Genomic DNA, 20,975 nt, shown 5'->3' with positions numbered 1-20,975 from the left:
TGTTAAACTTAAACTAAACATTATGAATTCTGAAATAAGACAACTACAGCCAAAGCAACTTTGGAATAAATTTGCCGATTTAAATGCAGTGCCAAGAGCCTCAAAAAAAGAAGAACGCGTCATTGCTTTTATGAAAGATTTTGGCAAAAGTCTGGGTCTTGAAACCCTAGTTGATGATGTAGGTAATGTTATTATTAAGAAGCCTGCAACTAAAGGCATGGAATCAAAAATCACGGTGGTATTACAATCACATTTAGATATGGTCCATCAAAAAAATGGTGATACTGTCTTTGATTTTGATACTCAGGGTATAGACATGTATGTTGATGGTGATTGGGTAAAAGCCAGAGGAACCACACTTGGAGCAGATAATGGTTTAGGAGTGGCCACTATTATGGCTATTTTAGAAAGTACAGATATTCCGCATCCTGCAATTGAAGCCCTGTTCACCATAGATGAAGAAACGGGTATGACAGGCGCTATGGGTTTAAAGGGTGGTTTATTGTCAGGCGGTATATTATTGAATTTAGACACTGAAGAAGATGATGAAATAGGCGTGGGATGCGCTGGCGGTATTGATGTGACTGCAAAAAGAACTTACAAAGAAGAGGAAACCCCAGAATTTAAGATAGGTTATAAAATAACTGTAAAAGGATTACAAGGGGGTCATTCTGGGATGCAAATTCATGAAGGACTTGGGAATGCAAATAAAATCATGAACCGTCTGCTATTTGATGGTTTTGAGAATTTTGGATTGCGTATTTCAGAAATTGATGGCGGAAGTTTGCGTAATGCCATTCCCAGAGAAAGCAATGCTTTGGTTGTCATTGATGCTATGAATGAAGAGGCTTTTTTGTTGGAAATGAAAGAGCAGGCAGAGAGTATAAAAACAGAGTTAAAAACCAAGGAGCCTGATTTAACCATCATATTTTCTAAATGTGAAACTCCTAAAAAAATCATGGATTTAGGTGTTCAAGAAGGATTAACCAGAGCTATATATGCTGCGCAAAATGGGGTTTACAGAATGAGTGCGGATATTCCTGATTTGGTAGAAACGTCAAATAATATCGCTAGAGTAGTGGTGAAAGATGGTGAGGTTATGATTGCCTGTTTAACACGTTCTTCAGTAGAAAGTTCTAAAATGGATTTAGCCAATACGTTACGTGCTACTTTTGAATTGACTGGTTGTGAAGTGGAGTTTTCAGGAGATTATCCTGGTTGGGCACCAAACATGGACTCTGCTATATTAAAAGTAATGTCTAAACTCTATGAAGCTTTAAATGGTAAAAAGCCCCATGTTGCAGCTTGCCATGCAGGACTGGAATGTGGTATTTTGGGTACTAATTACCCAACGATGGATATGATTAGTTTTGGTCCAAATATTAAGGGTGCTCATTCACCAGATGAACGTGCTCAAATTTCATCAGTTCAAAAATACTGGAAGTTTGTTTTAGAGATTTTGAAGCAGATACCTAATAAGTAAAATTGCTTATTACGTTTAATGGGTTTATATGCGATTTTGTACAGCGTTTATTTTAATATTTCGCGGCCAATTCCGCTATTTCTCTTGTAATCTTGGTTGGTGAATTACAATCGCAATTATTAAGTCCAATAACATAAATATCTGATTCAGGTATATATACTCCCATTGATTTAAACCCAAAAATGGAACCACCATGTTCTCTACTAGAAAGACCATTTATTGTTTTAAGATGCCAACCATATCCATAATTCATGTTTTCTCCATTATTTAATGTATAATTTGTAAATGCCTTTTGAGTCATTTCTTTACTAATTAAAAGGTTGTTTTTTATGGCTTCTTGCCACTTAAACATATCATCAACCGTAGACATTAATGAACCCGAAGCATAAGGTAATGTGAAACTGATTTTTCTGCTATTCACATAGCCTTCTTTATTTTGATATCCTGATGCTCTATTTTGAATTACATTGTTATGGCTTGCATATTGCGAAGTTGTCATCCCTAATTTTTTAAAAATCTGTTCCTCTACAAATTCAGCATAACTCTGTCCGGTTATTGTTTCAATAATATATCCTAAAATAATATATCCTGAATTATTATATTTGAACTTTTCCCCGGGAACAAAGTCCATAGATTCATTTTTGAAAAAATTAATTAATTCTATAGGAGTTAGGTCCTTTTTTGAGATATCATTGAGTCCTTTTATTCTTGTAAAGTCTTTTATTCCTGAAGTATGAGTTAATAAGTGATGTACCGTTATTTTATGTCCTTTTGTAGGGTAGTCAGGAATATACTTGGTGATGTCGTCATCTAAATTCAGTTTTCTTTTTTCTACAAGCATTAAAATGGATATTGCTGTAAACTGTTTTGTCATAGAACCTATCTCGAAGACATTTTCCGTTTGCATTGGAACATTCAACTCAAGATTTGAGAGACCAAATGCTTTTTTATAAATAATGTTACCTTTTTTGGAAATCAAAAAAGTGGCGCCAGGAGCATTTGACGGATATTTTTCCTGTAATAAACTATCAATATTGGATTCTAAATTTTGTGCGTAGCTTATAGATTGGGAACTAATGGATATAACAATAATTACTATTAATAGATATTTTAAGTAAATTCCTTTTTTCATTTTTCGTTATTTGCAGAGGTCATTAGCTCGTTGGACGACGAATCAAACGTTTGGGTTACAAAAAATTAAAATTGGTAAAGTACAGGTGGTAGTTATTTAATCAACCGGGTCAAATCATATTAAGGTACAGGATCATAACCAGAACCGCCCCAGGGATGACAGCTAAAAATACGTTTTATAGCCAACCAACCACCTTTAAAAAAACCGTGTTTTTCTAAAGCTTCTTTAGCATAATGAGAACAGGTTGGGTGATATCTACAAGTTGCAGGTGTTAATGGTGATATTAAAAGTTGATAGACTTTTATTAAAAACAAAAACGGGGCAATAAGAATTTTTTTCAAAATAAATATTTGTATATACTTTTTAAGTCGTTATAAAGTTTAGAACTTTACTTGTTTTGCTAATTAACAGAGAAGGTAGTTCCTTCCTTGCCATCTTTAAGCTCAATACCAACGGTTGCCAGTTCATCACGAATCTTATCTGATAAGGCAAAATCTTTATTGGCTCTGGCTTCCTGTCTTAATTTAATCAAGACTTCAACGGCTCCAGATAATTTATCAGTTCCAGCCTCATTTTTTGATGTATTTTCTAATCCCAGAATATCAAATGCAAAAGCCTTTATGATTTCTTTTAAAGTGATTAAGTCTGCATCTGAAACAGTTGCTGAACCATCTTTTATTTGATTGATATACTTCACGCCTTCAAATAAATTGGCTATTAAGATTGGTGTGTTAAAGTCATCATTCATGGCATCATAACAACTTTGTTTCCATGAGGCAATATCCAGAGATGAGGTTGCAGATGCTTTTATACTTTCTAATAAGTTCACAGCGTCCATCAATCTGTAAAAACCTTTTTCACTGGCCAGTAAGCCTTCATTGGTAAAGTCTAAGATGCTTCTGTAATGAGCTTGCAACATAAAGAAACGCGCCACACTAGGAGAGAAGGCTTTGGTAATATTGCTGTTTTCGCCAGTAAAGATTTCTCCAGGTAAAATATAATTTCCTGTTGATTTGGCCATTTTCTTGCCATTCATGATCAGCATATTGGCATGCATCCAGTAATTTACGGGTGTTTGCCCTTTAGCCGCTTCATTTTGTGCAATTTCACATTCGTGATGTGGAAATTTTAAATCCATACCACCACCATGAATGTCAAAATGTTCACCAAGGTATTTAGTACTCATAGCGGTGCATTCTAGGTGCCAGCCAGGGAATCCATCACTCCAAGGGGAAGGCCAGCGCATAATATGCTGAGGTTCGGCTTTTTTCCAAAGGGCAAAATCCTGAGGATTTTTTTTGTCTGATTGTCCGTCTAATTCGCGGGTATTGTGAATTAAATCTTCAAGTTTGCGCTTGCTTAATTTACCATAATCGTGCGTTTCATTGAATTTATGTACATCAAAATAAACAGAACCATTTATCTCATAAGCAAAGCCATTTTCTAAAATGGTCTTAATCAATTCAATCTGTTCAATGATGTGTCCCGTTGCAGTAGGCTCTATACTTGGAGGTAAAAAATTAAAAATGTTTAATATATTATGGAAATCCACCGTATATCGCTGAACAACTTCCATAGGTTCAATTTGCTCTAAACGGGCTTTTTTAGCAATACGGTCTTCACCAGCATCCGCATCATTTTCTAAATGGCCAGCATCTGTAATATTTCTTACATATCTTACTTTATAATCTAAATGTTTTAGATATCTAAAAATAACATCAAAAGACATAAAGGTTCGTACATTTCCTAAATGTACATTGCTATAAACAGTTGGGCCACAGACATACATGCCCACGTAGCCCTCATTAATAGGTTTAAATGTTTCTTTTTGTCCAGTAAGTGAATTATATATCTTTATTTGATGCTGCTTGTAAAGTTGCATGGTTTGAGTAGGTATTTTAACTAAAACTTAGTGTCTAATTTAATGTAATCTAAAAACTCTCGGCGTGTTGCTTTTTCTTTGAATTTTCCTCCAAATTCTGAGGTGACAGTACTGCTTTCAACATCCCTGATACCTCTTGAATTCACACATAAATGCTTCGCATCAATAACACAAGCAACGTCTTGTGTATTCAAAACTTCCTGAAGTTCTTTAACTATTTGAATGGTTAATCGTTCTTGAACCTGAGGCCGTTTAGCATAATAATCAACAATTCTATTCATTTTTGATAGGCCAACTACGGTTCCATTTGAAATATAAGCGACATGTGCTTTGCCTACTATGGGTAGTAAATGATGCTCGCAGGTTGAATACACAGTAATGTTTTTTTCAACCAACATTTCTCCATATTTGTATTTGTTTTCAAAAGTAGAAGCACTTGGTTTTCTTTCTGGATTTAAGCCGCCAAATATTTCTTTAACAAACATTTTGGCTACCCTATTTGGTGTACCATTTAGACTATCATCAGTTAGATCAAGTCCTAAGGTTTCCATAATATGACGCACATCATCTTTTATAATGTCAATTTTCTCCTCATTTGAAAGTTTGAAAGCATCATTTCTCATGGGTGTATTAGAAGAGGTTCCAATGTGGTCGTTTCCCAAAGCTTCAAATTCGTCTATGTCGTTGTTAATTTTCATTTATTATAAAAATCAAGTTTTTAGTCTGCAAAGATAAGTAATTCACTTTTGTTATGTTTTGAATTAACCAATAATTAATAGGTATTCTCTTTTCACCAATTACTTACGGAGATAAAACTTAAAAGCCTGAACTGAAAAGTCCAAGCTTTAAAAAAAATGGATTATAAAAATATTATATATTAAAACCTATAGAAAAAGTAATGTTAGAATTTTTAGCATCAATCAATGCGGCATCAGTTAATCCCACATTATATAATTGAGTTTGTGAATTTCTTTTAGCCTGATCATAAGTAAGGTCTAACTTCGTATTGCCAAAATTAAAACCAATTCCTAATGAATAACCAGTTAAATCTCCAACGGTTAAGCCATTTTTATAAGGGCTTTCTTCAAAGCGATAGCCGCCTCTAAAACTAAATTGTTTTACTCTGTATTCACCGCCAAATCTGTAAGTAGAAGCAGCTACTAAATCATTACCAATAACTCTGTTTTGATCTGCAAAGAAAGAATCAGAAGTTGGTTTGAATTTAGCAGAACCGTAATCTTTAAGTGCATAATCAAAGCTCAGCAAACCTTGGTCTCCGAATACATATGCCAAACTACCAGTGATTTTTCCAGGTGTTTGTAACCTATAACTTGGGTAAATATTCACAATTTGCGGATTTACTCTGGCGGGACCATCAATATCAGAATTTGTAAACAGATATTGGGTTGTTTCTTCTTCCATGGTATACCAGGTTGGAGAGTCATAAGTTAAACCAAGTCTAAATTCGTTGGTCACTTTCAAAATACCTCCTAACTGAAAAGAAAAACCAGTACCTATAGTTGATAAGGTATTTTCAAAATCTATATTATTAATGATAGAACCTAAATTAGAGTTGTCTTCAAATAATTGTGTTGAACGATCATAATGAAGAAGATGTGAATTTAAGTTTAATCCTAAAAATAAATTATCTTCATACTGAACGGCCGCATTAAAAGTTATTTTACCATTATAGCCTCTTGTTGCATAAATATATTCCTGATCAAAAGTACCGTTTGCAATATTTGAAAAATAAGTAGTATTGGCATCATCATTAGTGTCCGGCTCTAGGATATAAGATTCATAACCTAAAAAGGCTTGTTGATGGCCAAATCCGTAGTAACTACCAATCTCAGAATAAGCCTCTGATATCGATTCACCTGGTAAGGCTGAAATTTCATCCAGTCTTAACCCATCTGCATACCCTAAAAAGTATAAGTCAATTGAATTATTATTGGTGTTAGTGCCTTTAGCAACCCAAATATTATCATAATTCGCCATTTTATCATATCCAATACTCAGAGCAAATTTTTTCCATGCAGAATTGGAATCATTATTAGAAAAAACAAAAACGGCTCCGCCTTGATTAAAATCGAATTTAGAATCTGAGGCACTTGTAAAACCGTTAAAATATTGTGAATCGTTTTTTGTGTCTAAATTAGAAAGAGAAAACGAGGCGTGGCTTCTAGTAAATACTGCTGATCCCGCTGGATTTAAACTAACAGCGCTCATATCACCTCCCAGAGCGCCAAATGCACCGCTTAAAGCTCTAAATCTTGCTGTACCCTGTATATCATCTTGAGAGTATCTAAGGGCATCGGTAATATCTTGTCCGTACGTAAAGGACATAGAAAGTATACCTATGAATAGTAGGTTTAACTTTTTCATATTAAATATGTTTATTAATGTTTTTTATAAAATTATCCGCCTCTTCTTCCTGATGATCCAGATCTACTTCTACTTGAAGATCCTGAACTGCTTCTACCACTGCTGCTTGAAGACCTTGAAACACCTGAATTTGAACTTCTACTACTACTTCCTGAATTATAACTTCTTGAAGGAGTTGAACTTGAAGAAGAATTATTTCTTAAAGTGGAATTATTGTTATAGTAATTTGGAGACGAATTTCTTCTAATTGTTGAAGAAGAGCGTGTTGAAGAATTCATCGCAGGTGCAGAGACACTTGATGTTCTTCTCGCATTATAAGTATTTCCAGAACTATTTACTCGATTCGTAGTGTTTGAATTAGAATACGCGGTACCGTTGCTTCTTCTGAGTGTATTGGTGTTATTATACCTTGATGTGTTATTATACCTTGAAGTGTTATTATATCTTGATGTGTTATTATACCTTGAAGTTGTATTATTTCTTGAAGTTGTACTAAGAGAATTACTACGACTACTACTTGAATTATAGTTTGAAGCATAGATACCTCTTCTTCCAGAATTGTAAGTAGCACCTCTTCTTCCGTATGATAAACTTCCATAATACCCATTATTAAAATAAGGATACCTATAATTAGGATAGTACCAACTGCCATAAAAACCAGCATAAAATCCGCCATAATAATAAGGTGAATGCCAAGGATTGTAATAACCCCAATTATTCCAGCCCCAATTATTCCAGCCCCAATTATTCCAACCCCAATTATTCCAACCCCAATTATTCCAGCCCCAATTATTCCAGCCGTTATCTATATAATTTATGGTTACACTATTATTGCTCTGACCCCAGCCACCATAACCTTGATAATTGTTATCCATAATGCTGTCATTTTCAACATATCCACTTTGATAACTATCAATATCAGTAAAAACAGAACCATCATTAACCATGTAATCATATTCTAATGATTTTTCTCTGAAGTAATTTTTATAATAGTTATTACCAGCATTTGCATTTTGAACTTCAACAACGGTTTGAGGGTTTGAAGAACCATAAATACCATCATTTTCAACACCTACATATTGATAAGAACCACATGATGATAAGCCAACTAGAAGCATTAAAATTGCTACGTAAGGCATTTTCTTTATTAAGTAGTTATTAATTTGCATATCTCTCTTATTTTATTGTTGAACATCACAAAAATAGTTAGTTTTGCTGAACTATTTTTTTATTTAACATAGTCACAATTTTTGTGCCAAAACATAAATATGAGTAAAAAACTAACATCTAGGACAGAAGATTATTCAAAATGGTATAATGAACTGGTGGTTAAAGCGGACTTAGCTGAGAATTCTGCGGTAAGAGGCTGTATGGTCATTAAGCCATACGGTTATGCGATCTGGGAGAAAATGCAGGCAGAATTGGACAGAATGTTCAAAGAAACCGGACACCAAAATGCCTATTTTCCATTGTTTGTGCCAAAAAGTCTATTTGAAGCAGAAGAAAAAAACGCCGAAGGTTTTGCCAAAGAATGTGCAATCGTGACACATTACAGATTGCAGGCAGATCCCGATAAACCAGGTAAATTAAGGGTTGACCCAGAGGCTAAATTGGAAGAAGAACTGATTGTTAGACCTACCAGTGAAGCTATTATTTGGAATACGTATAGGAATTGGATCCAATCATATAGAGATTTACCTATTTTAATAAATCAATGGGCCAATGTGGTTAGATGGGAAATGCGGACGCGATTATTTTTGCGTACAGCAGAGTTTTTATGGCAAGAAGGTCATACGGCACATGAAACAAAAGCAGAAGCCATGGCTGAAGCTAAACTCATGAATAATGTGTATGCTACTTTTGCTGAAAATTTTATGGCAATGCCTGTAATACAAGGCGTGAAAACAGAAAGCGAACGTTTCGCCGGGGCTGAAGAGACTTTTTGTATTGAAGCTTTAATGCAAGACGGTAAAGCCTTGCAAGCAGGGACCTCACATTTTCTAGGTCAGAATTTCGCTAAGGCCTTTGATGTAAAATTTGCTAATAAAGAAGGAAAACAGGATTATGTTTGGGCAACTTCTTGGGGCGTTTCCACCAGATTGATGGGAGCCTTAATAATGACCCATAGTGATGATTTTGGTTTAGTTTTACCGCCAAGTTTAGCTCCTAATCAGGTGGTTATTGTTCCTATTTATAAAAATGAAGAGGATTTTGAAGCGATTTCAGAAATTGCGAATAAAATAGCTTCTGAATTAAAGGTTAAAGGTATTTCTGTAAAATACGATAGTAGAGATACACAAAGGCCAGGCGCTAAATTTGCGCAGCATGAACTACAAGGTGTACCATTACGAATAGCTATTGGTCCAAAGGATCTAGAAAACGGGACTGTTGAAATTGCGAGACGTGATATTTTAACAAAGGAGATTGTTTCTTTGGATAACTTAACGGCTACAGTAGAGAATTTATTAATAGAAATGCAGAAAGGCTTATTTGATAAAGCCTTAACCTTTAGAGATGATCATATTACTGAAGTTAACTCATTTGAGGAATTTAAATCGGTTATAGAAAATAAAGGAGGATTTATTTCAGCGCATTGGGATGGTACTAAGGAAACTGAAGATAAAATAAAAGAGCTCACTAAAGCAACTATTAGATGTATTCCTCTGGAAATCAATCAAGAAGAGGGTGTTTGTGTGTTTACAGGAAAGCCTTCAAAACATCGAGTTTTGTTCGCAAAAGCATATTAGATAAATTTTTTTAAAAAAATATTATCTAGCTATTGCGACATTTAAAAATAGTTGTATTTTTGCATCCGCAATGGAAACATTGAGTGTTATTTGAAAAGCATAGTAAGTTTAAAAATTAAATTTACTTAATTATAAACAAATGGCCCGTTCGTCTATCGGCTAGGACGCCAGGTTTTCATCCTGGTAAGAGGGGTTCGACTCCCCTACGGGCTACAATTTTAAAAATAAAAAAACTAATGGCAAATCATAAGTCAGCATTAAAAAGAATTAGAAGTAACGAAGCTAGACGTGTTGTTAATAAATATCAGCATAAAACGACTCGTAATGCAATTAAAAAATTACGTGAGTTAACTGATAAAAAAGAAGCTGAGACTTTATATCCTTCTGTTGTTTCAATGCTAGATAAATTAGCAAAGAAAAATATTATTCATAATAATAAAGCTGCAAACCTTAAATCTGGTTTGGCTAAGCATATTGCTGCTTTATAAGAATTGATTTTAAGTTATATAATTTAAAAGCCTCTCAATTTGAGAGGCTTTTTGTTTTTTTTAATCAAGTTAAGTTAAAAAAAAAGTGCCTTGATAATTCAAAGCACTTTTTTTATGAAACTAAGTTTTATTTATCCGTTCATGGAAATTAAAAACTCATCATTATTTCTTGTTTGTTTGAAGCGGTCATTAATAAATTCCATCGCTTCAACCGGGTTCATATCAGCTAAATATTTACGCATTACCCACATTCTTTGAATGGTTTTCTCATCCAATAATAGATCATCTCTACGAGTACTAGAAGACGTAAGATCAATTGCAGGGAATATTCTGCGATTAGATATTTTTCTATCTAATTGTAATTCCATATTTCCGGTTCCTTTGAATTCTTCAAAAATAACTTCATCCATTTTAGATCCAGTCTCCGTTAATGCTGTTGCAATAATAGTTAAAGATCCACCATTTTCAATATTTCTAGCCGCTCCAAAGAAACGCTTTGGTTTATGAAGTGCGTTGGCATCAACACCACCACTTAAAATTTTACCAGAGGCTGGTTGTACCGTATTGTAAGCTCTTGCCAATCGTGTTATAGAATCTAATAAGATCACTACATCATGTCCGCATTCTACTAAACGCTTTGCCTTCTCTAAAACGATATCAGCAATTTTAACGTGCTCATGAGCTTCTTTGTCAAAAGTAGATGAAATGACCTCACCACGCACATTACGTTGCATATCAGTAACCTCTTCAGGACGTTCATCAATTAATAATATCATTAAATATACTTCAGGATGATTCGCTGCTATGGCATTGGCAACATCCTTAAGTAACATGGTTTTACCTGTTTTGGGCTGAGAGACTATCATCCCTCTTTGTCCTTTTCCAATAGGAGAGAACAAGTCCATAATTCTAGTAGAAATAGTGCTTTGTTTTTCAGCAATATTAAATTTCTCTTGTGGGAATAATGGGGTTAAATGCTCAAATGACACGCGATCTCTAACTACATCGGGATTTTGTCCGTTAATTTTAATAACCTTTATTAAGGGGAAATATTTTTCACCTTCTTTTGGGGGTCTTACATGTCCTAAAACGGTATCTCCTTTCTTTAAACCAAATAATCTGATTTGTGATTGTGATACATAGATATCATCAGGTGATGATAAATAATTGTAATCAGACGAGCGTAAAAAACCATAACCATCTTGCATGATATCCAATACGCCTTCACTTTCAATTATGGCGTCAAATTCAAAATCTGGTTCACGATAGCGATTTCTACTATCCTTATTTCCATTACTGGCATTAGGATTACTATTAATGCTATTTGGATTTTTATTTGGATTTTTTTGTTGCGGATTGTGTTCCCTTTTTGGATGATTTTTTGCATTCTCTCTAGGTTTATGTTCCTTAGCAGGTTTATTTGTTGAGTCTATAGCAGGTTTTTCTACTACTTTATTTTCAACAGCAGCTGCTGAAGTCTCTTTGTTTTCAACTACTTTAACTTCTGCAGGCATTTCTGCTTTTTTATTTGGAAGATTCTTAGCTGGTTTTTGAATACGCGCTCTCGGTTTTTTATCCTTTAGTTCGGCAGTTTTGTTTTCTGAAACTTTTGCAGCAGGTTTAATGACTTCTGCTACAGTTTGCGGATTTGCTGCCTGCAAATCTAAAATTTGATAAACTAGATCCGATTTTTTTAAAGAACGAAATTTTGGAACGTTTAATTTTTGTGCTATCTCTTGTAAATCAGAGAGTTTTTTTTCGTTTAATTGTGAAATTTCAAACATTTGATGTTTACTTGGAAATTATAAATTGAATATAAATTTGATTTATTCTGAAAAAATGATTTTTAATCTGAAGAATTAACCACCTACTTCAGTGGTTGTTGTGAATTATTACTGCAATAATACAACTTTATTTTAATATTTTAAGTGAATTTTATAAAAGAAACTATTATTTTTGCGGTCTAGTTTTTACAAACAAAATGTTGCAACGTATCCAAACTTTATATCTTCTTATGGCTGCTGGTATTTCAGCAGGGCTGATTTTTTTGTTTCCTATTTGGGAAACACAAGAAGGAACTGTGGTTTACGCTTATAATGAACTTTTGTATTTGATCTTGTTCTTAGGTTCGGGATTACTGTCAATAGGCTCTATTTTTATATTTAAAAACAGGAAGCTTCAGTTTGTTCTGGGGCGACTTAATATCATATTAAACTTTTTTTTACTAGGATTTTTTGTGTATCAATCTCTAAAGGTATCTGGAGAAACTATGGTTTCTGAGAAAGGTATTGGGATGTTTCTTCCTATTATTTCTATCGTGTTTTTGGCTTTAGCCAATAAGGCCATTAAGAAGGATGAAGATCTTGTAAAATCTGTAGATCGATTGCGATAAACCTAACATCTTAGTAGTATTAGTGCGTTAAAACCCAAAGTGAAAACTTTGGGTTTTTTAGTGCCTTTTATTAAACTCTATAACTTCCAAATTGTCAATTTTGCTGCCATCAATGGTAAAGCGAAGCATGGTTCGTATTTTATGAAATCCATGTTTACCAGCAGCTCCTGGATTCATGTGCAGTAGATTTAAACTTTTATCAGGCATCACTTTTAAAATATGGGAGTGGCCACATATAAATAACTTTGGTGGACTTTTCTGTATTGCTTCTCTAACTCTCACATCATAAGCTTTAGGATATCCACCTATATGTGTGATCCATACATCAACATCTTCACACATAAATCTGTTATGTTCAGGAAATTCTGAGCGAATAATGCTGTTATCAATATTACCATAAACCGCTTTAATGGGTTTAATTTTTTTAATGGCATCCGTAACTACTATGTCTCCAATATCACCAGCATGCCAAACTTCATCGGCTTCTTTTACATATTTCAAAATATCCTCATCTATATAGCTGTGCGTGTCAGACAGCAATAATATTTTTATCATTATAAATTGTTAATGGTAAAACTAAACCCGTAAATCTAATTATCTTTGTGCTCTAACAAAAGTATCAAATTAGATTGAGGTATTTTATTGAACTTTCTTATAATGGTAAAGATTATCATGGTTGGCAAAATCAGCCTAATGATATTTCGGTACAAGAAGTTATAGAAAACGCCTTATCTCTAATTTTAAAAGAAAAAATAGCCATTGTTGGTGCCGGACGCACCGATACCGGTGTCCATGCCTTACAAATGTTTGCTCATTTTGATACTGATATTGATTTTAGTGAAGAAGAATTAGTATTTAAACTAAACTCATTTTTGCCGAAAGATGTGGCGATTTATAACATTTTCAAAGTTAAAACGGAAGCGCATGCTCGGTTTGATGCCATTAGCAGAACCTACAGATATAGAATAGCTTTGAGGAAAAATCCATTTAATTTTGAAAATGCTTATTTCTTATCAAATGGGTTAGATGTTGATAAAATGAATACTGCTACAAAAATCTTATTTCAGCATAAAGATTTTCAATGCTTTACAAAAAGTAATACCGATGTAAAAACTTATAATTGCACTATTAAGAAAGCACATTGGTACCTAGAAAATGATGAACTTCATTTTATAATTAAAGCAGATAGGTTTTTAAGAAATATGGTAAGAGCTATTGTTGGAACCATGATAAACATTGGTATGGGCAAAATGGAGGTTGAAGAATTACATAATATAATAAATTCTAAAAGTAGGAGTGAAGCAGGCTATTCAGTGCCAGCACATGCGCTTTATTTGATAGAAGTTGAATATCCGGAAGATATAAAAATATAAATGAGCGAAACAAAAGAACAAGTTTTTGACATCAATTTATTTAAACGTCTTTTACTTTATATAAAACCTTATAGTAAGGTTTTTGTAGGAGTTATCGTGGCGGTTATCCTTATTGCAGTGTCTGGAGCTGTTAGACCTAAAATACTACAATTAGCCATTGATAATAACATTGCAACAAAAACGATAGAAGGCTTTTTTCCTTATATAGTGATTATGGCTGTCATGCTCTTTTTAGAAGTGATATTCCAGTTATTATTTATTTTTTATTCGGGCTGGTTAGGTCAAAATGTCGTCAAAGATGTGAGGGTCAAGTTATTTAATCATCTGCTGCGTTTTAAAATGCAGTATTATGATAATTCTTCAGTAGGAGTGCTTATTACAAGGGCTGTTACTGATATGGAACGCATTGCTGATATTTTTGGGCAAGGACTCTTTACTATTTTCAGAGATTTACTCACCATGATTGTGGTGTCTATATTTATGTTGTTTATGAATTGGAAGTTAAGCTTCATTGTGTTCATTATGCTTCCAGTTGTTTTATATGCAACAAGAATTTTTCAAAAGTATATGAAAAAGGCTTTTGAAGAAGTGAGGACTGAAGTTTCAAATCTAAATTCTTTTGTGCAGGAGCGCATCACAGGAATGAAAATCCTGCAACTATTTACGCGTGAAGACACAGAATATGAAAAATTTAAAGAGATCAATGAGCGTCATAAAAAGGGCTGGCTTAAAACCGTTTGGTACAACTCTATTTTCTTTCCAATTGCAGAATTAGCAACTTCTATAACTATTGGTTTGGTGGCTTGGTATGGCGGATTAAATGTAGTGCTTAGTGAAACGGCTTCAGAAGGTGATTTAGTATCATTTATCATGTTCATTCCTATGCTGTTTAGACCATTAAGACAGATAGCTGATAACTTTAATACCTTACAAATGGGTATGGTGGCTGCCAATAGGGTATTTAAAGTATTGGAAACCACATCGCAAATTGATGATAGTGGCACTTTAAAGGCTTCATCCTTCAAAGGAAACATTAGTTTTAAAAAGGTGTATTTTAATTATGTTGAAGATGAAAGTGTATTAAAAGGGATTTCTTTTGAGGTAAAATCTGGAGAAACTGTTGCTATTGTTGGGGCTACGGGTGCAGGAAAATCAACCATTATAAATCTATTGAATCGGTTTTATGAAATTAAAGATGGTGTGATTGAGATTGATGGCATTAATATAAAAGACTTTACACTGGCCTCGTTACGAACTCAGATAGCTGTGGTTTTACAGGATGTTTTCTTATTTGCTGATACTATTGTAAGTAATATTACGCTTAATAATCCTGAGATTACTGAAGCACACGTCATTGAAGCAGCAAAAAATATTGGGATACATGATTTTATTTCAAGTTTGCCAGGAGGGTATCATTATAATGTAAAGGAACGAGGGGTTATGTTGTCTTCTGGGCAGCGCCAATTAATTGCATTTTTAAGGGCTTATGTAACTAATCCGAGTATTTTAGTATTAGATGAAGCAACTTCTTCAGTTGATTCTTATTCTGAGCATCTCATTCAAATAGCAACGGATAAGATAACTAAAGGAAGAACGTCCATTATTATTGCGCACCGATTAGCCACAGTCAAGAAAGCTGATAAAATTATTGTGATGGATTCTGGTCTTATTGTTGAGCAAGGTACACATGATGAATTGCTGCAAAAACAAGATGGCTATTATAAAAACCTATACGAAGTTCAGTTTTTAAAAGAGGAAGAGGTATAGTTTTTAATATTCTTGCTCAATACATTTACATTAAATCCTTTTTAATCCGTTCAGTGAGTTCAGCAGTGTCTTTAAAAATAACGAATTCACCATCAACAAAGTAAGAGATATGTCCGGTTTCTTCACTTACTACCAGTGCTAAGGCATCTGTTTTTTCAGTGACCCCAATCGCGGCTCTATGTCTCAGTCCGAAGCGTTGTGGAATAACTTTTTCATTATTAACAGGAAGAATCACACGAGTTGCTTTCACAATATTATTTTTAACAATAATAGCACCATCGTGTAAAGGACTGTTTTTAAAAAAGATACTTTCTATGATGGGTTGCGTTACTCTAATATTCATTTCATCGCCTGTTGAAATAAGAAAATCTAAATTATTATTACGTTCTAATACGATTAAAGCACCTGTTTTAGATAGGGCCATTTTATTACAGGCTGAGACAATAGTGTCTACATTTGTTTCATCTCCAGTTTCAGATTTTAAAAAATTGAGATGTTTTAAAATGTTTCGTCTTCGGCTAAAATTAGTGGAACCAACCATTAATAAAAATTTCCGAATCTCAGGCTGAAAGACTACTATTAATGCTATGATACCCACTTTCATAAACCCTCCAAAAATACCGGTCAGCAATTCCATATTAAGAAAGTCTGTAAGGCGCCACGCTAAATAAATCATAATGATACCTATGAAAATATTGATCGCAACGGTACCTTTTACTAGCTTGTATATGTAGTAGAGTAGCAGTGCCACTAAAATGACATCGATGACATCAACAACGGTAAATTTTAAAATGTCTTTAAAAATATCCAAAGCATATGGGTTTTGGTAAATTTAATAAATTAAAGCTAATTAAAGATAAATTCATCATTAGCTATCCTAACATTCTTTAAATTAATTTGAGACAATAAAGATTTGTAGGTTATATAATCTTGAAAGGATAAATTTTCATTAAATTCAGAGATAATAAGGGCATTACCTTGCCCCGTTAAATTACTTTCTAAATGACTTAATAATTCCTTTTGATTTGAGGTGTGAATGAACACCGTATCATTCCGAATAAATGACACATAAGTTGAATCTAATGATTTAACCTTTATGTTTATAATTTGATTAACAAGTGCCTTATTTTTATTAAGATATATATCTGAATCTTCTTGATGATAAACCACATCTGTAAATTCAATAAATCCTAAGTTCTTTATCTTGCTATCATTACAGGTAAAATAGTTTTTGGCATTTTCATTCTTATGACTTGATGTTCCTTTTTTATCTTGTAAAAACTTAATATGAGGAAGAATTTGTTTGAGAGTTAGTCGTTTATCAACATTAACTAGCCAGTTGGTTGTACTAATTAAATTTTTCCTGTTAAGTTCAACGCTATCAGCCTTCGTTTCGTCATAAAATAAATAGGCAGCCGATACATCATTAATTTTTGAAATGTTCGCATGTTTTATTTCAGGCAGTTGGACTGTTCTGTCTTGTCCACATGAAACTATTATAGAAAAAAAGAGTAAATAATAAAAAAGGGGCTTCATTAAGTAATGTTTGGGTTTAAGGCTTGCACTAATTGGATGGTCTCTATAGCTTCTTTTACATCATGAACACGTAAGATATTAGCGCCTTTTTGTAGGGCAATGGTGTTTAAAACCGTAGTGCCGTTGAGTGCTTCACTCGCAGAACTTTGTAATGTTTTGTAAATCATTGATTTTCTTGAAATACCAACAAGTAAGGGTAATTCCAGGATATTAAAAAGCTCTAATTGGTTTAATAATTCAAAATTCTGTTCTAAGGTTTTTGCAAAACCAAAACCAGGATCGGCTATCAGGTCAACAATTCCCAATTGTCTCGCTGCCGCAATGCGTTCAGAAAAGTAAAACAAAATATCTTTTACAAGATTATTATAAACAGTTTGTTTTTGCATGGTTTGCGGGGTGCCTCTCATATGCATCATAATATAAGGGACATGCAAATGAGCCACGGTTTCCAACATGGCACCATCCAGTTTTCCGGCAGAAATATCGTTTATTAATGCGGCTCCCATTTGAATGCATTCCTTTGCAACTTGACTTCTAAAGGTATCAACAGACAGCAAAGCCTCCGGGAATTCTTTTAAAACCTGAGTAATTATTGGCAAAATACGGGTAAGTTCTTCATCTTCACTCACAAAATCAGCGCCTGGTTTAGAACTATAAGCGCCTATATCAATAAAAGTAGCTCCTTCAAATAGCATATGTTCCACATGCTTTAACATAGTCTTTTCTGAGCTGTGTTTGCCTCCGTCATAAAAGGAGTCTGGTGTGACATTTAAAATCCCCATCACTTTTGGCGATGATAAATCTATAAGGTGTCCTTTGCAATTAATAGTCATGTATCTGATGCCGTATTGAGAGTATAAAAATAAAGATTCTGATTAGGATAAATTCAAAATTAGCTATATAAACTTAAAGTTTCTCAATTCATTTTAAAACTTTGAACATTCAACTTTGAACTTTAAACTATTTAAGCGAAATTTACACAAAATACAAGTAATCAATGCAGGATACCTCTAAACAATATGATGCAGTTATAAATACTTGCAAAAGCTTATTTATAAAAAAAATGAAAGATTATGGAAGCGCCTGGAGAATATTGCGTTTGCCCTCATTAACCGATCAAATTTTTATAAAAGCACAACGCATAAGAAGCCTGCAACAAAACGCTGTCAGAAAAGTTGATGAAGGCGAAGTTAGCGAGTTTATTGGGATTATCAATTATTGTATTATGGCCTTAATCCAATTAGACAAGGGTATTGTTGAGCAACCTGATTTATCAACCGAAGAAGCAACTGCTTTATATGACGAGAAAGTAGCGATTACCAAGCAACTTATGGAAGATAAAAACCATGATTATGGTGAGGCATGGCGTGATATGAGAGTGAGTTCCTTAACAGATTTAATTCTTCAAAAATTATTGCGAGTTAAACAAATAGAGGATAATGCCGGTAAGACAATAGTTAGTGAAGGCATTGACGCGAATTATCAGGACATGATTAATTACGCTGTTTTTGCATTAATACATATTGAAGCTGGTAGAAATTAATTTTAATTGATTAAAACATAAAATATTCTTATGAAATATTTAGTAAGCATTTCAAGACTCTTTGTAGGCATTTTATTTATTATTTCCGGATTAATTAAGCTTAATGATCCACTAGGGTTTTCTTATAAACTACAAGAATACTTTAGTGTAGAAGTTTTAAATATGCCGTTTTTAGAACCTTATGCCCTAATGATTTCTGTTTTGGTCGTTGTTTTTGAAGTGGTTTTAGGTGTTTTTTTAATTATTGGGTATAAACCAAAATTTACTGTTTGGAGTCTGTTATCAATGATTGTTTTCTTTTCGTTTTTAACATTTTATTCCGCTTATTTTGATAAAGTTAAAGACTGCGGTTGTTTTGGTGATGCTTTAAAATTAACGCCATGGGAAAGTTTTACTAAAGATATTGTTCTTTTAGTTTTTATACTCATTTTATTTATTGGAGTTAAGCATATCAATCCTCTTTTCAATAAATTAAATACCACAATTTTAGCCTTACTCAGTTTTATCTTGAGCTTTTGGTTTGGGTATCACGTATTAATGCATTTACCTTCTAAAGATTTTAGAGCCTATCATATTGGTGCCAACATTCAGGAAGGTATGCGTATTCCGGAGGATGCCGCAAAGCCTTTGATTGAATATTATTGGAAATTTAAGGTAAATGGTGAAGAAAAAGTCATTACTACTAATGGAACTTACCCAAGTGTGGAAGGTGATTTTATTTCTGTGGATACTAAAGTTATTAAAGATGGTTATCAACCACCGGTTGTTGATTTTTCAATAGAATCTAACGATGAAGATTTAACAGAACATTTTCTGGCAGAAGATAAATTGATCATGATTGTATCTTATAGTTTAGAAAATATAGAAAAGGCAGGCGCTGAAAAATTAAAATCGTTTTCAGATGAAGCTATTAAAAAAGGATATACCGTTATTGGTCTGACTGCTTCAGGAGAAGAAGCTAAACAAAAAATAAAGGAAAAATATAAACTTAATTTCGATTTTTATTTATGTGACGAAAAGGCCCTAAAAACGGTGGTTCGATCAAATCCCGGGATCTTAGAGTTAAACAAGGGAACCATCATGCAAAAAGTGCATTGGAATGATCTGGAAGATTTGAAATTATAGTTTTAAAATAATAATATACACACCTGTTAAACTATCTATTAAATAAAATCGGTTATGCTTTTCTTACTCTATTTGGAGTAGTCACGGTGATTTTCTTTTTGTTTAATGTATTACCTGGTGATCCTGCCCAGATGATGTTAGGGCAGAATGAAGATAGCAATCAATTAGCCATTGTGAAACAGAAATACGGGTTTGATAAACCTATAAGTACGCAGTATTTATATTATTTAAATGATTTATCACCAGTGTCATTTCATTCCACATCTCAAGAAGATTATACTTTTTTACGTAAGGATAAATACCATTCTTTAAACTTGTTTACAATAGGAAATACCACTACCGTTTTTAAATGGCCCTATTTAAGAGAATCTTTTACCAAACAAGGTAAAAGTGTCAGTGATGTTTTAGCCGAAACCCTTCCAAATACCTTTGTACTTGCGGTTTCAGCTATTGTTATTGCATTGATTTTGGGGATTTGTTTAGGGATTCTTTCAGCGCTGTACAAAGACCAATGGATAGATAAGATGATTCAAATATTAAGTACGTTTGGAATGAGTATTCCTTCCTTTTTCAGTGCCATTTTATTTGCCTGGTTTTTTGGTTATGTGCTGCATGAATACACCCATTTACAGATGACAGGAAGCTTATATGAATTAGATGATTTCGGCGAGGGGATGCATATTAAGTGGAAAAATCTATTACTTCCAGCTGTTGTTTTAGGGATTCGTCCTTTGGCGGTGGTCATACAGCTCATGCGAAATTCATTACTGGAAGTTTTTAATCAGGATTATATCCGTACGGCGCGATCAAAAGGACTTAGTGAATTTCAAATAATTAGAAAACATGCCATTAAAAATGCTATGAATCCTGTGGTGACAGCTATTTCGGGTTGGTTCGCCTCCATGTTAGCAGGAGCCGTTTTTGTGGAGTATATTTTTGGATGGAATGGATTGGGGAAAGAAATAGTCAATGCATTAAATACCTTGGACCTACCTGTAATTATGGGTTCAGTACTCATTATAGCCATACTCTTTATAATTATCAATATTTTTGTGGATATAATTTATGCTTGGTTAGACCCTAAAATAAAATTAGACTAAATTTGCACTTTCAAAAAAGATA

At 33.5% G+C, this 20,975-nt stretch carries 20 protein-coding genes and 1 tRNA gene; 10 read left to right on the top strand and 11 right to left on the bottom strand.

Translation table 11 applies throughout. From position 1 onward, the window contains the following. Positions 1–22: 22 nt before the first annotated feature. On the top strand, positions 23–1,483 hold the full coding sequence (locus V8G56_RS13660) for an aminoacyl-histidine dipeptidase (protein ID WP_395439019.1): 1,461 nt from the start codon (positions 23–25) through the stop codon (positions 1,481–1,483). A 52-nt stretch (positions 1,484–1,535) separates the two neighbouring features. On the opposite strand, the gene V8G56_RS13655 is transcribed toward V8G56_RS13660, so the two are convergent. From V8G56_RS13655 to V8G56_RS13630, 6 genes are all read right to left on the bottom strand, one after another. Beyond that, a complete protein-coding gene (locus V8G56_RS13655; protein WP_395439018.1) occupies positions 1,536–2,615 on the bottom strand; it encodes a serine hydrolase domain-containing protein in 1,080 nt (359 codons plus the stop codon). Positions 2,616–2,734: 119 nt separating this feature from the next. Further along, positions 2,735–2,959, bottom strand: a complete 225-nt coding sequence (yidD, locus tag V8G56_RS13650) for a membrane protein insertion efficiency factor YidD (RefSeq protein WP_395439275.1) — start codon at positions 2,957–2,959, stop codon at positions 2,735–2,737. 56 nt (positions 2,960–3,015) lie between these two features. Then, a complete protein-coding gene (gene cysS, locus V8G56_RS13645; protein ID WP_395439017.1) occupies positions 3,016–4,497 on the bottom strand; it encodes a cysteine--tRNA ligase in 1,482 nt (493 codons plus the stop codon). A 20-nt stretch (positions 4,498–4,517) separates the two neighbouring features. Next, a complete protein-coding gene (gene folE, locus V8G56_RS13640) occupies positions 4,518–5,195 on the bottom strand; it encodes a GTP cyclohydrolase I FolE (protein ID WP_395439016.1) in 678 nt (225 codons plus the stop codon). A 172-nt stretch (positions 5,196–5,367) separates the two neighbouring features. Next, entirely contained in the window at positions 5,368–6,882 is a 1,515-nt protein-coding gene (locus V8G56_RS13635; protein ID WP_395439015.1) for an OmpP1/FadL family transporter, read from the bottom strand. Positions 6,883–6,914: 32 nt separating this feature from the next. Next, entirely contained in the window at positions 6,915–8,051 is a 1,137-nt protein-coding gene (locus V8G56_RS13630) for a hypothetical protein (protein WP_395439014.1), read from the bottom strand. Positions 8,052–8,150: 99 nt separating this feature from the next. Here V8G56_RS13630 and proS point away from each other — a divergent pair, with 99 nt between their 5' ends. From proS to rpsT, 3 genes are all read left to right on the top strand, one after another. Further along, entirely contained in the window at positions 8,151–9,629 is a 1,479-nt protein-coding gene (gene proS, locus V8G56_RS13625) for a proline--tRNA ligase (protein ID WP_395439013.1), read from the top strand. Positions 9,630–9,770: 141 nt separating this feature from the next. Then, positions 9,771–9,842 (top strand) — tRNA-Glu (locus tag V8G56_RS13620). Positions 9,843–9,865: 23 nt separating this feature from the next. Beyond that, complete coding sequence (gene rpsT, locus V8G56_RS13615) at positions 9,866–10,117, top strand: 30S ribosomal protein S20 (RefSeq protein WP_395439012.1); 252 nt, start codon at positions 9,866–9,868, stop codon at positions 10,115–10,117. Between the two features lie 131 nt (positions 10,118–10,248). On the opposite strand, the gene rho is transcribed toward rpsT, so the two are convergent. Further along, positions 10,249–11,901 carry a transcription termination factor Rho gene (gene rho / locus V8G56_RS13610; RefSeq protein ID WP_395439011.1) on the bottom strand — a complete coding sequence of 551 codons (1,653 nt, stop codon included), beginning with the start codon at positions 11,899–11,901 and terminating at the stop codon, positions 10,249–10,251. A gap of 197 nt (positions 11,902–12,098) precedes the next feature. On the opposite strand from rho, the gene V8G56_RS13605 reads away from it, so the two are divergent. After that, the gene (locus V8G56_RS13605; protein ID WP_395439010.1) at positions 12,099–12,509 is read left to right on the top strand and encodes a DUF4293 domain-containing protein; all 411 of its coding nucleotides are present in this window, start codon (positions 12,099–12,101) and stop codon (positions 12,507–12,509) included. Positions 12,510–12,566: 57 nt separating this feature from the next. On the opposite strand, the gene V8G56_RS13600 is transcribed toward V8G56_RS13605, so the two are convergent. Then, positions 12,567–13,064 (bottom strand): metallophosphoesterase family protein, encoded by a 498-nt coding sequence (locus V8G56_RS13600; protein WP_395439009.1) that lies wholly within the window; start codon positions 13,062–13,064, stop codon positions 12,567–12,569. Between the two features lie 74 nt (positions 13,065–13,138). Between V8G56_RS13600 and truA the strand changes: the two genes are divergently transcribed. After that, complete coding sequence (gene truA, locus V8G56_RS13595) at positions 13,139–13,882, top strand: tRNA pseudouridine(38-40) synthase TruA (RefSeq protein WP_395439008.1); 744 nt, start codon at positions 13,139–13,141, stop codon at positions 13,880–13,882. Continuing rightward, entirely contained in the window at positions 13,883–15,649 is a 1,767-nt protein-coding gene (locus tag V8G56_RS13590; RefSeq protein WP_395439007.1) for an ABC transporter ATP-binding protein, read from the top strand. Between the two features lie 25 nt (positions 15,650–15,674). Here the strand turns inward: V8G56_RS13590 and V8G56_RS13585 are convergent, their stop codons facing one another. Genes V8G56_RS13585 through folP form a run of 3 tightly spaced genes read right to left on the bottom strand, consistent with a single transcriptional unit; the run spans position 15,675 to position 18,018 of the window. Continuing rightward, positions 15,675–16,460: a diadenylate cyclase gene (locus V8G56_RS13585; protein ID WP_395439006.1), complete on the bottom strand. Its 786-nt coding sequence runs from the start codon at positions 16,458–16,460 to the stop codon at positions 15,675–15,677. 35 nt (positions 16,461–16,495) lie between these two features. Beyond that, positions 16,496–17,185: a hypothetical protein gene (locus tag V8G56_RS13580; protein ID WP_395439005.1), complete on the bottom strand. Its 690-nt coding sequence runs from the start codon at positions 17,183–17,185 to the stop codon at positions 16,496–16,498. Next, the gene (gene folP / locus V8G56_RS13575) at positions 17,185–18,018 is read right to left on the bottom strand and encodes a dihydropteroate synthase (protein WP_395439004.1); all 834 of its coding nucleotides are present in this window, start codon (positions 18,016–18,018) and stop codon (positions 17,185–17,187) included. Before folP ends, V8G56_RS13580 begins: the two co-directional genes overlap by 1 nt. 164 nt (positions 18,019–18,182) lie before the next feature. On the opposite strand from folP, the gene V8G56_RS13570 reads away from it, so the two are divergent. The 3 genes from V8G56_RS13570 to V8G56_RS13560 are packed head-to-tail and all read left to right on the top strand — an operon-like array spanning position 18,183 to position 20,953. Then, positions 18,183–18,728 (top strand): DUF1599 domain-containing protein, encoded by a 546-nt coding sequence (locus tag V8G56_RS13570; protein ID WP_395439003.1) that lies wholly within the window; start codon positions 18,183–18,185, stop codon positions 18,726–18,728. 30 nt (positions 18,729–18,758) lie between these two features. Next, positions 18,759–19,853 carry a BT_3928 family protein gene (locus V8G56_RS13565; protein WP_395439002.1) on the top strand — a complete coding sequence of 365 codons (1,095 nt, stop codon included), beginning with the start codon at positions 18,759–18,761 and terminating at the stop codon, positions 19,851–19,853. Positions 19,854–19,876: 23 nt separating this feature from the next. After that, positions 19,877–20,953: an ABC transporter permease gene (locus V8G56_RS13560; RefSeq protein WP_395439274.1), complete on the top strand. Its 1,077-nt coding sequence runs from the start codon at positions 19,877–19,879 to the stop codon at positions 20,951–20,953. Positions 20,954–20,975 lie beyond the last annotated feature (22 nt).

It is taken from the genome of Gaetbulibacter aquiaggeris (genome assembly GCF_044003965.1).
In the GTDB taxonomy this organism is placed as follows: Bacteria; Bacteroidota; Bacteroidia; order Flavobacteriales; family Flavobacteriaceae; genus Yeosuana; species Yeosuana aquiaggeris.
This window is presented reverse-complemented; position numbering and strand designations above follow the sequence as displayed.